The following is a 12,983-nucleotide window of genomic DNA, read 5'->3' as shown; positions in this document are numbered from 1 at the left end:
ACGGGAAAGGCTAGGTTGACATGACCACCGACAACGTGACCACGGTGCTCGCCGAGTTCGCCCGAGTCGCCAAGGCGCTGGCGAATCCCGTCCGGCTCCACCTGCTCGACCTGCTCTCCCAGGCCGAGCGCAACGTCGAGGACCTGGCGGCCGCGGCGGGTGTGCCGATCGGGAACACCTCCGCGCAACTGAAGGTCCTGCGAGACGCGGGGCTCGTGTGCAGCCGCCGCGACGGCACCCGCATCTACTATCGCCTCGCGGGCGACGACGTCGCCTCTCTCTATGCCAACCTGCGCCAGGTGACCCGCAGGCGGTCGCCGGAGCCGGAGGCACCCCGCGTGGTACCTCTCAGAGGCGTGGCCTCGGAGGCCACGATCACTCGGGAAGAACTGCTACGCCGCCGTGGGGACGGCCGGACCATGTTGATCGACGTACGTCCGGCCGTGGAGTATCTCGCCGCCCACATCCCGGGCGCGGTCTCCGTTCCCCTCGAGGAACTGCGCACCAGGGTGGAGGAACTGCCGCTCGGCGCCGAGATCGTCGTCTGCTGCCGCAGCTCCCACTGCCTGCTCGCGCGGGAGGCGTTGTGGCTGCTCAAGTCCCATGGACGCTGCGCGCGCCGACTTGAGGAGGGCATGCTCGAATGGCGCCTGCAGCGTTTCCCCCTCGCCTCGGGCCGCCCGTCGCCCCGCCGCCAGTTACCGGTGACCCCGGTGCGCGAGCGGCAGCACTCGGCCGTACGTGGCGCCTGACCTTCCTGTGAAAGTTGACGCTAACGAAAGGGGTACCTAGCCTCTTAGACATTGAGGGGTTCCACCACCTGGCTAGGATCGGCTTCATGAGCGGTGACGTGGACGAGGTGCTGCGAGCGATCGCCGAGCCTCGCAGGCGGGCGATCCTACGTCTGGTCGCCGCCGAGGAGCTGCCCGCCGGACGGATAGCCGAGCACTTCGAGGTGACCCGCTCCGCCGTCTCCCAGCACCTGCAGATCCTCAAGGACGCGGGTCTGGTTCTGGAACGGCGCGACGGGACGAAGCGGATCTACCGGGCCAGCGAGGATGCGCTGGCTCAACTCCGCGAGGTTGTCGAGTCGTTGTGGCGCGAGAGCATGGCCCGCGCCCGCGACTCGGCCGAAGGTCGTGACGGCCTGCGCGATGAGCAGGTGGCGGGCTGATCCGTCTGGCAGACTTGTGCCGACCGTCCGCCGTAAGCAGAGGTAGAGCCGATGACCAGCCTGGCCGGGATCAACGTCGAACCCATCCGCCACTCGGTCAACGTCGAGGCCGACCAGTCCCGCACCTTCGACACCTTCACCAGGAAACTGGCCACGTGGTGGCCCGTCGAGTCGATCGCCATCGAGCCCGGGCAGGTGCGCGACGTGTGTGTCGAGGAACACGTCGGCGGGCGCATCTATGAAATTCTCGCCGACGGTCAGGAACGTGACTGGGGGCACATTCTTCGGTGGGATCCGCCGAATTCGGTGACCTTCACGTGGGAAGTAATCAAAACCCCCACCCTCACCGAGGTCGAGTTGTTGTTCAAACCACTGGGTCCGGCCTTGACAAGGGTGGAAATGACCCACAGGGGCTGGGAGAATCTGACCCCCCTGCTGATGGAGTCCTACCTGTCCCACCAGTCGGGGTGGACGTTCATCCTTGGCCGTTTCGAGGCCTCGGTGAACGGCTGACCTACTGCGGCAGGTAATCGTCCGGCGACCGAGAATTATTCAATAGATTCTTATAGAATTTGTTTTCGCACGTCGCGGAGTTTCTGCTCGATCCTTGGTTGACACCCGTTTTGGCAATGTTATTTGTTGCTTTCTGTGGCAACGTCGCATTCTTTTGTGAGATCGGTACTCCGCCGTCCGCTGACCCTCCGGCCCGAAGATCTCGACCTCGGCGCCCGCGGCTTCCGGCTCGCGGACCCGGCCGTCGGGCCGGTGCTCGATTCGGTGGTCGCGGCCTTCGCCGCCGGATACAACGGGATGTTGGCTCGCGACCCGGCCGGACCGGACGTCGAGCGGCTCGCCGGGCGGGTGCGCGGCTTCGCCTACGAGGGCGCCGCGATGAGCGCGGTCATCCTCGATCTGGTCACCGTCAGCGGCGGTCGCCGTCTGCGTGAACTCGACGCGGCGACCGGCGGACGCTACGTCCACCTGCTGCTGGTCGGCGCCGGTTGGGCCTACGCCCGGTTGCGCCTGCGCCCCTGGGCCGGGGTTCGCTTCGGTCCGCCGGTTCTGCGCTGGCTGGCGTGGGACGGCTGGGGCTTCCACCAGGCGTTCTTCCACCCGGCGAAGGTGTTCGGCGACGGCTGGATCGAGGCCCGGGTGCCCGTGGCATGCCGTCCGATCAGGGAACAGGGCGCGGGCCGGGCGTTGTGGTTCTACGCCGGAGCAGAGCCGGCCCGCGTCGCCGAAGTGATCGGCGGCCTGCCCGAGAGCCGACGTGCCGACCTGTGGGCGGGCATCGGGCTCGCGGCGGCATACACCGGCGCACAGTCGCCTCCGGCGCTCGAACGCCTGCTCGTGGCCGGTGACGGCTACGCCGCCCAACTCGCGCAGGGGGCGGCCTTCGCGGCCAAGGCCCACCTGCTCTCGGGGATCGTCACCCCCGAGACATCCGCCGCGGTGGAGATCCTCACCGGCGCGGACGTGGCGGTCGCCGCGCGCTGGACCGACGACGCACTGGCCGCACTCGACGGCCGCGCGGACACCCCCGAGACCTACGAAGCCTGGCGGGCCGGAGTACGCGACGCCTGGGCGACCACCATGGGAGAGGTGACACGGTGACGTCCCCGATCAAGAGACGCCTGGTGCAGGTCGTGGCCGTCGTGCTGGTCGTGGCCGGCTGGCAGGCGGCCCGCCAGCCGGCCGCCGCACCCGCGACGGTCGACGCCCTCGCCGAGGCGTTCTCCTTCCAGCGGCTCCCGTTGAACGGAACGGAAACGGAACGATCCATCCGGGCCGTCGCGCCCGCGTACAAGAAGATCGACCACTGGATCTCCTCGCTGGGTGGCGCGGTCGCACTGGCCGACGTGGACGCCAACGGCCTTCCCGACGACGTCTGCCTCGTCGACGCCCGGGACGACTCGGTCCGGCTGCTGCCGGTTCCGGGGACGGGCGACAGGTACGCCTCGCGGACGCTGACGGCGGGCGCGTTGCCGTACGACGCGACGATGGCGCCGATGGGGTGCGTGCCCGGCGACTACAACGACGACGGCCGCACCGATCTGCTCGTCTACTTCTGGGGCCGCAGCCCCATCCTCCACCTGAACTCGGGGAGCGGATTCCTCCCCAGGGAGATGGTCACCCCTCACCAGGTCTGGAACACCAACGCGGTGTCGCTGGCGGACTTCGACGGCGACGGCCGGACCGACGTCGCCATCGGCAACTACTTCCCCGACAACGCGCGGGTGCTCGATCCCGTGGCGGTGCAGTCACAACTCCAGATGCAGGACTCGATGTCGGCCGGCTACAACGCCGGGCGCAACCGCATCCTGCTGGCGCGGGGGGAAGGCCGTTTCGCCGAGGCCGCCGGGGCCTTCGACGCCGAGATGGGTGACGGCTGGACTCTCGCCATGGGCGCCCAGGACCTCGACGCCGACGGTCGCCCCGACCTGTACGCCGCCAACGACTTCGGCCCCGATCGGCTGCTGCGCAACATCTCCACGCCGGGCGCCCCTCGGTTCGAGCTCGTCGAAGGCGTGCGCCACTTCACCACCCCGAAGTCCAAGGCACTCGGGTGGGACTCGTTCAAGGGCATGGGCGTCGCCTTCGGCGATCTCAACGCCGACGAGGTGCCCGACATGGTGGTGAGCAACATCACCCAGAACTACGGCCTGCATGAGAGCAACTTCGCCTGGCTCAGCTCCGACGGCGTCGCCTTCAAGGCCGGTGGTACCGCTTCCTACGACGACCACAGCGAACCGCTCGGCATCTCCCGCTCGGGTTGGGGCTGGGACGTGAAGATGGGCGACTTCGCCGGGACCGGCGATCTGCAGATCGTCCAGGCCACCGGCTTCATCAAGGGCGAGGTCAACCGCTGGCCCGAACTGCAGGAACTGGCCATGACCAACGACACCCTGCTGATCGACCCGGGCGCGTGGCCGCGGTTCGGCCCCACCGACGACCTGTCGGGAAGCGACCCCGACCGGTTCTTCGCCCGCGGTTCCGACGGCCGCTTCCACGACCTGGGAACACGGCTCGGCCTCGACGACGGCGGTCCCACGCGCGGCATCGCGCTGGGCGACGTGGACCATGACGGCCGCCTCGACTACGCCGTCGGCAACCAGTGGCACCAGTCGCACTTCTACCGCAACACCAGGACCACCGACCTGCCACACCTCGGCCTGACCCTGACCCGCCCGGCCACCTGCGAAGGCGCGGCCAATCCGACACCGGCCATCGGCGCGTCGGTACGGCTGCGCTCCGGTGCGGCCGGGGTCAAGACCGGACAGGTCTACCCGGCCGCCGGCCACGCCGGGGTCTCGTCCCCCGAGTTGCTGTTCGCCCTCGGCGGCGAGGCCGCCGAGGTTACCGTGACCTGGCGTGACGCCTGCGGTGTCCGGCACAGCGGCGACCTGCGGCTGACCGCCGGATGGCACACGGTCCTGCTCGGCAACGACGGATCCGTCAAGGAAGGCGTCCGATGAAAGACCCCCGCGTCATCGCCCTGCGCCGGTTCGCGCTCTCGATCACGGTGTTCAACATCCTGGGGCACGCCGTACTCGGCTTCGAACAGGCCTATGTCACGCCGCTGGCAGCGTTGGCCGCGGCGTACATCCTGGAGATCGGTCTGGAGTGGTTCGACGCCACGATGACCGGGCGGACGCCCAAGTATCGGGGTGAAGGCCTCACGGGACTGGTGACCTTCCTGCTGCCGGCGCACATCACCGCCCTGGCCTGCGCGATGCTCCTCTACGCCAACGACCGCATCGCCCCGGTCGTCTTCGCGGTGATCGTGGCGATCACGTCGAAGTACCTGATCCGGGTACGCGTCCGGGGCAAGCTCCGCCACGTGCTCAACCCGTCGAACTTCGGCATCGTCGTGGTACTGATCCTCTTCCCGTGGGTGGGCATCGCGCCGCCGTACCACTTCACCGAGTGGATCAGCGGACCGCTGGACTGGGTGCTGCCCGCGATCATCCTGATCTCCGGCACGGTCATCAACGCCATGCTGACCAAGAAGATCCCGCTCATCCTCGGCTGGGTCATCGGTTTCGCCGCGCAGGCGGTCATCCGGACCGGGATCGACGGCACCGCCACGGTGACCGCACTGACCGTGATGACCGGCACGGCGTTCGTGCTGTTCACCAACTACATGATCACCGACCCGGGCACCACGCCGGTCAAACCGGCCAACCAGGCCGCCTTCGGCGTCGCGACGGCCGCCGTGTACGGGCTGCTGGTCCATGTGCACATCGCCTTCGGTCTGTTCTTCGCACTGGTCATCGTGTGCGCCCTGCGCGGAACGGCCCTCGGCCTGATCTCGCTGCGCGCCCGGGCCGCCCGCCCCGCCGAGGAACCCGCGCCGCAACTCCTCGTCACCGCCAACAGGACGTGATCCCGTGTACGACCGCGCTGCCATCGCCATCGTCGGCGCCGCCTGCCGCTACCCGGGCGCCGACGACCCGGCCCAGCTCTGGGAGTCGGTACTTTCCCGCAGGAGGGCTTTCCGGCCGATCCCACCCGGTCGGCTGAACCTGGCCGACTACTCCGGCGACCGCGACGGCACCTACGCCAGGTTCGCGGCCGTGCTGGAGGGCTGGAGCTTCGACCGGGCCAGGTTCCGCGTCCCCGGGCCGGTGCATCGGGTCACCGACACCGCCCACTGGCTGGCGCTGGAGGTGGCGGCCGACGCCCTCGCCTCGGCCGGCTACCCCGAGGGCGCCGGACTCGACCGGGACCGGGTCGGCGTGGTCGTCGGAAACACCATGAACGGCGAGTTCAGCCGGGCCAACGGGTTACGACTGCGCTGGCCCTACGTCCGCCGGGTGATGCGGCAGGCACTCGCCGAGGAGGGCTGGGAGGGGCCAGACCTGGCCCGGTTCCTCGCTTCCGTGGAGCAGAGGTTCAAGCAGCCGTTTCCCGAACCCAACGACGAGAGCCTGGCGGGCGGGCTGGCCAACACGATCGCCGGGCGCATCTGCAACCACTTCGGCTTCCACGGGGGTGGTTACACCGTCGACGGAGCCTGCGCCTCGTCGCTGCTGTCGATCGTCACGGCGGGGAACACGCTGCGCGCCGGAGCCGCGGACGTCGTGATCGCCGGTGGCGTCGACCTCAGCCTCGACCCCTTCGAACTGGTCGGCTTCGCCCGGACCGGTGCGATCGCGACAGACGCCATGCGCGTGTACGACGAGCGGCCCACCGGGTTCTGGCCCGGTGAGGGGTGCGGCATGGTCATGCTGATGCGGGCCGAGGACGCGCTCGCCGAAGGCCGGGCGCCGCTCGCCCTGATCCGCGACTGGGGAGTGTCGTCCGACGGCCGTGGCGGTATCACCCGTCCGGAGCGGACGGGACAACTGCTGGCAGTGCGTCGTGCCTACGAGCACCTGGAGTACGGCCCGGAAGACGTCGCCCTGTTCGAGGGCCACGGCACCGGCACCGCCGTCGGCGACGCCGTGGAGATCGCCACCCTGGTCGAGGCGCAGAGAGGCAGGAGGACGGGCCGGCCCGCCGCGCTCGGCTCGATCAAGGCCAACATCGGGCACACGAAGGCCGCCGCGGGGTTGGCCGGACTGCTCAAGGCCGCGATGGCGCTGCACAGGCAGGTGCTCCCGCCGACGACCGGCTGCGAAACCCCTCACCCGGGCCTGCGCGCCCACGACGCCCCACTGCGGGTGCTCGCCGAAGCGGAACCGTGGCCGCAGGACGCGCCGTTGCGGGCCGGTGTCGGCGCGATGGGCTTCGGCGGCATCAACACACACGTGGTTCTGGAGTCGGCCGCCGCCGTCCGGAGGGCAGGGCTGACCGCACGCGAACGACTGCTGGCAGCCCCTCCACCCGGCCACGAGGTGTTCGCCTTCGGCGCCGGTAGCCGCGCGGAACTCCGCGACCTCCTCGGCCGCACCGTGGCCGCCGCGGAAACCATGGCGATGGCCGAGCTGGCCGACCTGGCCGCGGACCTCGTCCCCGACGGGCAGTTCATGTTCCGGGCGGCACTGGTCGCCGCCGACCCGGCGCAACTCGCCGAACGGGCCACGAGGGCTCTCGCCGTGCTCGGCGACGGTTTCGCGGTGTTTCCCGGAGGAGCGGTGGGCGAAGGTCCGGCAGGACGGGCCGGTTTCCTGTTCACCGGCCAGGGCGCGGGTGCCCCCGCCGGCCCCGGAGCGCTCGGCCTGTTCGATCCCGAACTGGGCGCCTACTTCCCCGGGGGGAGCGGCGACACGGCCGACACCGCCGTGGTGCAGCCCGCCGTGCTGTGCGCGTCGATCGCCGGCCTGCGCTGGCTGGCCTCGCTCGGCGTCACCGGGCACGGAGCCGTCGGGCACAGTCTGGGGGAGATCACCGCGCTCCACTGGGCGGGCGCGTTCACCGAGGCCCAGGCGATCGATCTGGCCGCGGCCCGAGGCAAGATCATGAAGGCGCACGGGGCGCGGGGAACCGGCATGGTGTCGGTGATGGCCGGGCGTGACGTCGCCGACGACCTGATCGCGGGGACGCCCCTGGTCGTGGCCGCCGAACACGGCACATCCCATGTGATCGCGGGCGCGGACGACGAACTGGCCGAGTTGGTCGCACGCTGCCGGGAACAAGGGGTGACGGCCCGGCCGCTGAGGGTCAGCCACGCCTTCCATTCCCCCGCCTTCGCCGAGGCGGAGCCGGTGCTCGCCGAACACCTGCGCGGCCTCGAGTTCGGCAGCGTGGGGCGGCCGGTCCACTCCACCGTGCTCGGCACCCGCCTGAACACCGACACCGACCTGGTAAAGCTGCTGACCACACAGCTCACGGCCCCCGTACGGTTCGCCGAGGCCGTCAGTGGCCTGGCGCGCGACTGCGACCTGCTGGTCGAGGTCGGCCCCGGCCGGTCGCTGACCTCGTCGGCCGCCACGCTGACGCCCCTGCCGGTGGTAGCGATGGACACCGGAGGGACGTCCGCCGCCGCACCGCTCCACGCGGTGGCGGCGCTTTACGCGCTCGGGCTCGCCACCGACCTGCGACCGCTGTTCGCCAACCGGTCGCACCGCCCGTTCGACCTGTGGCGAGAACCGGTGTTCCTGGAGAACCCCTGCGAGCAGGCACCGCAGGCAGAGGAAGACGACCACGTCCCGTCCGTCGTGGAGGCTCCGCCGGAGATCCGGTCCGCCTCGGGCGGCGTGCCGGAAACGGTGCGGGAACTGGTCGCGCGGCTGCTGGAACTGCCGGTGGAGGCCATCGGCCAGGACGACCGGCTGCTCAGCGATCTGCACCTGAACTCGCTGCGGGTGGTGCAACTCGCGGGAGAGGCGGCCACGGCCTGCGGGAAGGCGGTGTCCACCGAGCCGCCGATGTTCGCCGACATCTCGGTCGCCGAACTCGCCGCGCTCATCGCCGGCCTCCCCGCCGCCGACGAGGCGGAACCGCCGCTGGCCGGGGTGGCGGGCTGGCACCGGTTGCTCACCGAACACACCGAACCCGTCGAACTGGGCCGTGCGGAACATTCGCACGCCTGGCGCGTCAGCGGCCGGGGTCCGCTCCGGCGTTCCCTCGAACCCACGCTTCTTCGGGGTACCGACGCCGAGCTGGTGTTCCTGCCGGAAGACCCCTCCGACGAGGACATCGCGGAACTGCTCGCGGCGGTGCGCACCGGCTCACCGGTCACCGTCGTCGAGCAGGGCGACACGGCCTCGGGATTCCTCGCCTCCGTACGCGCCGAACACCCGGACCACTGGACGCGGTGGGTCTCCGCCGGAGACGCGGAGACGGTCGCGCGGGTGCTCGCGGCACCGTTCGAGGGCCCTTCCGAGGTACGGGCGCACGGGTACGTCGGTGTCCCGGTCTTCCGCCCCGCCGAGGCGGGACCCACGGACGCGCCGCTGACCGCGGACGACGTCGTCCTGGTGACCGGTGGGGGTAGGGGCATCGGCTACCGGTGCGCGTTCGGCATCGGCGCCCGCTACGGCTGCCGCCTGCTGCTGCTCGGCCGCGCCGACCCGTCGTCCGACGACGAACTGCGCGCCAACCTCGCCGCCCTGGACGGGCAGGGCATCCGGTACGGCTACCTCCGGGCCGATCTGGCCGACCCCGCGGCCGTGCGCGCGGCGATCAGGGAACCGGTCACCGCGATCATCCACAGCGGCGGAGTCAACGAGCCCAAGCGGTTCGCCGACCTGACCGACGACGACTTCGCCCGGCACGCCGCCGCCAAATACCACGGACTGAAGGCCGTCCTGGCGGCCGTCGATGTGCCCAGGCTCCGTCACCTGGTCACCTTCGGCTCCGTCATCGGCCGGTTCGGTCTCCAAGGCGAGGCTCACTACGCCCTGGCCAACGGGCGTATGCGCGAGCTCGCGCGGGTCATGGCCGCGGAGGCGCCGCGATGCCGGGTCCGCAACGTCGACTGGACGGCCTGGTCGGGGGCCGGCATGGGCGAGCGCCTCGACGTGCTCGACGGCCTGCGGCGGTCGGGAGTCGACCCGGTCCCGGCCGACAGGGGGGTCGAGTTGCTGCACGAGGTGCTGACGACCGAGAGCCCGAGCGTCCTGGCGACCGGCCGGCTGCCCCAGCTCGACCGGCCGGGCGTCCCCGAAGGTCCACTGCTCACCCGCGTCCGCCTCCATGTGCCCGGGGTCGAACTCGTGGCCGAAGCCGACCTCGGCCTCGACACCCATCCCTGGCTGCGCGACCACCTCATCGACGGGCTGGCCGTGCTGCCCGCGGTCGTCGCGCTGGAACTCATGGCCCAGACAGCCGCCACCCTGACCGGGCAGCCGGTCACCTCACTCGGTGAGGCACGTTTCGGCCGTCCGGTCATCGTGCCCGCCGACGGCCTGCGGACCGTCCGCGTCTGCGCTCTCGTCGTACCCGGGGGTGTGCGGGTCGTGCTGCGCAGCGAGGAGAGCGGCTACGCCACCGACCACTTCACCGCCGTGGCCGGGATGAGCGCCGATCCCGTGAAGCCGCTGCGCCGGCGATCGTCCCTTCCGGCCCATGACGGCCGGGACCTCTACGGGCCGACCTTCTTCCACGGGCCCGCCTTCCAGCGGGTCCTTCGTTACGAGCATCTGGAGGCGACGTCATGCGTGGCCGTGGTGAACGCGGCCGACCGCCGGCGGCCCGGCGGCATGCAACTCGGCGACCCCACATTCACCGACGCCACCATCCACGCCCTTCAGGTCTGCGTGCCCGGACGACGGCTGCTGCCGGTGGGATGCGAGGCGGTCGTGGTGCACGACGCCGGGCCGTATCCGGAGGAACTGCGGTTGTCGGCGGTGGAACGTCACCGCGACGGAGCCGACCACGTCTACGACGTGTCCGTCCACGACACGGCCGGTCGCCCGGTCATGAGCTGGCACCGGCTGGGACTACGCGACATCGGCCCGCTCGAACCCGAGGACGGATGGCCGGTCGTGGTGCTGGGGCCATACCTCGAACGTGGGCTGGAAAGCCTGCTTCCGGACGCCGACCTCCAGGTCGAGGTGGGGCCCGGCCTCGCGGTGGAGGTCACCGGCGCGGCTTCGCCGGCCTGGGCGCTGGAACACGTGGCACCGGACACGGAGGAGCCGCCGGGGAAACCCCATCCGATCACCCGGCTCATCGGTGAGCCGCCCGCGTACACCGGCGCGCGGCTGCGCACGGCCCGTTCCTGCCTGGCCGCGGCGGGCGACACCGGCGAGGTGCCGCTCACCGTGGCCGGGGTCTACGAGCAGGGATGGGTGCTGCTGCGAGGCGGCCCGCACCGGGTCGCCTCGGCGATCGTGCGCGTCGGCGGTGAACCGAGGCCGGTGGCAGTCGCCGTCCTCGTGAAGGGAACGCCGTGAATCCCCATTTCGCCTACGAACACCTCGTGACCTTCGCCGACACGAATCTCGTCGGCAACGTGTACTTCGCCAACTACGTGGCCTGGCAGGGCGCGTGCAGGGAACGCTTCCTCGCCGACCACGCGCCGGGGGTGCTGAGCAGCCTCTACACGGACCTCGCCCTGGTCACCGTGTCCTGCTCGTGCGAGTACTTCGCCGAGTTGCAGGCATTCGACCTGGTGTCCGTCCGGATGACGCTGCACAGCATCGATCTCAACCGCATCGTCATGGGCTTCGACTACTTCCGGGTCGGCAACGGCCCAGGCCGGCTGGTGGCCAGAGGCTCGCAGACGGTGGCCTGCATGAAACGCGTCGACGGCGAACTCGTCGCGATCGACGTGCCCCAGGAGTTGTACGAGGCGCTCGACGCGTACGCCGTGCCGGGAAGACGGCGGTGACCGGCGACCCCGTCGGGATCGTCGGGTGCGGCGCGATGGGCGCCGCGATCGCCGGCCTGCTGCACCCGCGGGGGCATCGGCTCATCCTCGCCGGCGGCCCGCGCCGGACCGCCGCACTGCTGGCCGAGGCACTGCCCGGTGCGGTCGCGGCCGATCTGCCCGCGCTCGCGGCGAAGGCTTCGATCGTCTTCCTCGCCACCCGGCTGCGGGTGACCTGTCACGTCGTCGCCCCGCTGGTCGCGCGTGAGCTGGCCGGGCACGTCGTCGTGGACGTCTCCAACCCCGGCCCGGGCGACCTGCCGGCCGGCGGGCCCCGCTCGTCGGGCGAGGTCGTCGCCGAGGTCTTCCACAAGAGCTCGGTCGTCAAAGCGCTGAACTGCGTCTCCGCCCGGCGGCTGGCCGCCGTCCGTCCGGGCGACGGCCTCACCGTTCCCGTCGCGGGCGACGACCCCGGTGCGAAGGACGCGGTGAGGCGTCTGCTCGGCGACGCCGGCCTCGACGTCGTGGACGCCGGGCCTCTCTCGGCCAGCACGTGGATCGAGTCGCTGGCCGCCTTCCTGCGTCACCTCGGCACCGAGCAGGGCTTCGGCGACTCCGTCGGATTCCGGCTCATCACTCCCCACGAGAAAGGACGGCCGACATGACGGCCACCCAGCCCCATCCCGCCATGACCCCGCCCACCGACGTCCCGGCTCACCGGGGCCGGATCGTCCTGCTGAGCTTCCTCGGTGGCTTCGCCCTCACCGTGTTGTGGTCGGCGCCCTTCGTCGACCGGGTCATCGGTGAGAACGTCACCAGCGCGATCATCGGTCACGAGGCCACCGGCGCGCCGATCGCCGGAGTGCTGTCGGGCGTGCTGTTCGCGTTCGCCAGCGGCCTCGGCGGGACCTTCACCGCGTGCAACATCGCCGCGCTCGGAGCCGTCGCCCCGATGCTCGGCGAACGACGCACCGTGAAGGGCCGCATCACCCAGGCGATCGTGCCGCTCGCCTGGTTGGTCGCCGGGATGACCGTCGTCTCCGCCCTGTACGGCGTCGTCGTCGCCTTCTTCGGCACGAACATGCCCCAGTACTCCACCGCCACCGTGACCACGGGCCTGGCGCCGCGCCTGGTCCAGTCGCTGGTCGTGTTCGGCGTACTCGGACTCATCATGATCTACCTCGGGCTGGCCGCGCTGCGTCTGGTCCCCGACCCGCTGGCGAGGGTGTCGGCCCGTTTCCCGCATGCCCGGTCGCTGTTCATGGGCGTGCTGATCGGCCTGTTCCTCATCGGCCGGCCGTTCGGCCTCTACCGGCAGCTGTTCCGCGACGTCGCCGACAGCGGCAACCCCCTCTACGGCGCGCTGTCGTTCGTCACCCAGTCGCTGGGCAACATCGTCGTGCTCGCGCTGCTGTTCCTGCTGCTCGCGGTGGCCACCGGCGGACGGGTCCAGCGCTGGCTCACCTCCAAGCCCGGCAGGGTCGCCCTGGTCGCGGGATCGGCGCTGCTCGTCGCGGGGATCTTCACCTTCCTCTACTGGGACGTCCGGCTGCTCGCCAGGACCGGCGTCATCTGGTTCCCCACCATCACCTGGTACTGACGGAGGTC

At 70.8% G+C, this 12,983-nt stretch carries 10 protein-coding genes; all 10 read left to right on the top strand.

Features of this window, described 5'->3' with window-relative positions; all coding sequences use genetic code 11:
* Positions 1-20 precede the first annotated feature (20 nt).
* The 10 genes from AB0B96_RS35165 to AB0B96_RS35120 all read left to right on the top strand — a co-directional run bounded on the left by AB0B96_RS35165 (position 21) and on the right by AB0B96_RS35120 (position 12,975).
* Positions 21-752 (top strand): metalloregulator ArsR/SmtB family transcription factor, encoded by a 732-nt coding sequence (locus AB0B96_RS35165; protein WP_362905802.1) that lies wholly within the window; start codon positions 21-23, stop codon positions 750-752.
* Between the two features lie 86 nt (positions 753-838).
* On the top strand, positions 839-1,174 hold the full coding sequence (locus tag AB0B96_RS35160) for a metalloregulator ArsR/SmtB family transcription factor (RefSeq protein ID WP_362905800.1): 336 nt from the start codon (positions 839-841) through the stop codon (positions 1,172-1,174).
* 51 nt (positions 1,175-1,225) lie between these two features.
* Positions 1,226-1,687: an SRPBCC domain-containing protein gene (locus AB0B96_RS35155; RefSeq protein ID WP_362905798.1), complete on the top strand. Its 462-nt coding sequence runs from the start codon at positions 1,226-1,228 to the stop codon at positions 1,685-1,687.
* 156 nt (positions 1,688-1,843) lie between these two features.
* Positions 1,844-2,788 (top strand): DUF1702 family protein, encoded by a 945-nt coding sequence (locus tag AB0B96_RS35150; RefSeq protein WP_362905796.1) that lies wholly within the window; start codon positions 1,844-1,846, stop codon positions 2,786-2,788.
* The gene (locus AB0B96_RS35145; RefSeq protein WP_362905794.1) at positions 2,785-4,650 is read left to right on the top strand and encodes a VCBS repeat-containing protein; all 1,866 of its coding nucleotides are present in this window, start codon (positions 2,785-2,787) and stop codon (positions 4,648-4,650) included. Before AB0B96_RS35150 ends, AB0B96_RS35145 begins: the two co-directional genes overlap by 4 nt.
* Positions 4,647-5,561, top strand: coding sequence for an enediyne biosynthesis protein UnbU (locus AB0B96_RS35140; RefSeq protein ID WP_362905792.1), 915 nt, complete (start codon positions 4,647-4,649; stop codon positions 5,559-5,561). Before AB0B96_RS35145 ends, AB0B96_RS35140 begins: the two co-directional genes overlap by 4 nt.
* 4 nt (positions 5,562-5,565) lie before the next feature.
* Positions 5,566-10,959 carry an SDR family NAD(P)-dependent oxidoreductase gene (locus AB0B96_RS35135; RefSeq protein ID WP_362905790.1) on the top strand — a complete coding sequence of 1,798 codons (5,394 nt, stop codon included), beginning with the start codon at positions 5,566-5,568 and terminating at the stop codon, positions 10,957-10,959.
* On the top strand, positions 10,956-11,396 hold the full coding sequence (locus AB0B96_RS35130) for an acyl-CoA thioesterase (protein ID WP_362905788.1): 441 nt from the start codon (positions 10,956-10,958) through the stop codon (positions 11,394-11,396). Before AB0B96_RS35135 ends, AB0B96_RS35130 begins: the two co-directional genes overlap by 4 nt.
* On the top strand, positions 11,393-12,040 hold the full coding sequence (locus tag AB0B96_RS35125) for an NAD(P)-binding domain-containing protein (protein WP_362905786.1): 648 nt from the start codon (positions 11,393-11,395) through the stop codon (positions 12,038-12,040). The genes AB0B96_RS35130 and AB0B96_RS35125 overlap by 4 nt, the downstream gene beginning before the upstream one ends.
* Positions 12,037-12,975: a hypothetical protein gene (locus AB0B96_RS35120; RefSeq protein ID WP_362905784.1), complete on the top strand. Its 939-nt coding sequence runs from the start codon at positions 12,037-12,039 to the stop codon at positions 12,973-12,975. The genes AB0B96_RS35125 and AB0B96_RS35120 overlap by 4 nt, the downstream gene beginning before the upstream one ends.
* Positions 12,976-12,983: the final 8 nt, after the last annotated feature.

This window comes from Streptosporangium sp. NPDC049046 (assembly GCF_040649155.1).
In the GTDB taxonomy this organism is placed as follows: Bacteria; Actinomycetota; Actinomycetes; order Streptosporangiales; family Streptosporangiaceae; genus Streptosporangium.
The sequence above is the reverse complement of the archived record's forward strand: the minus strand, read 5'-3'. Positions and strand labels throughout refer to the sequence as shown.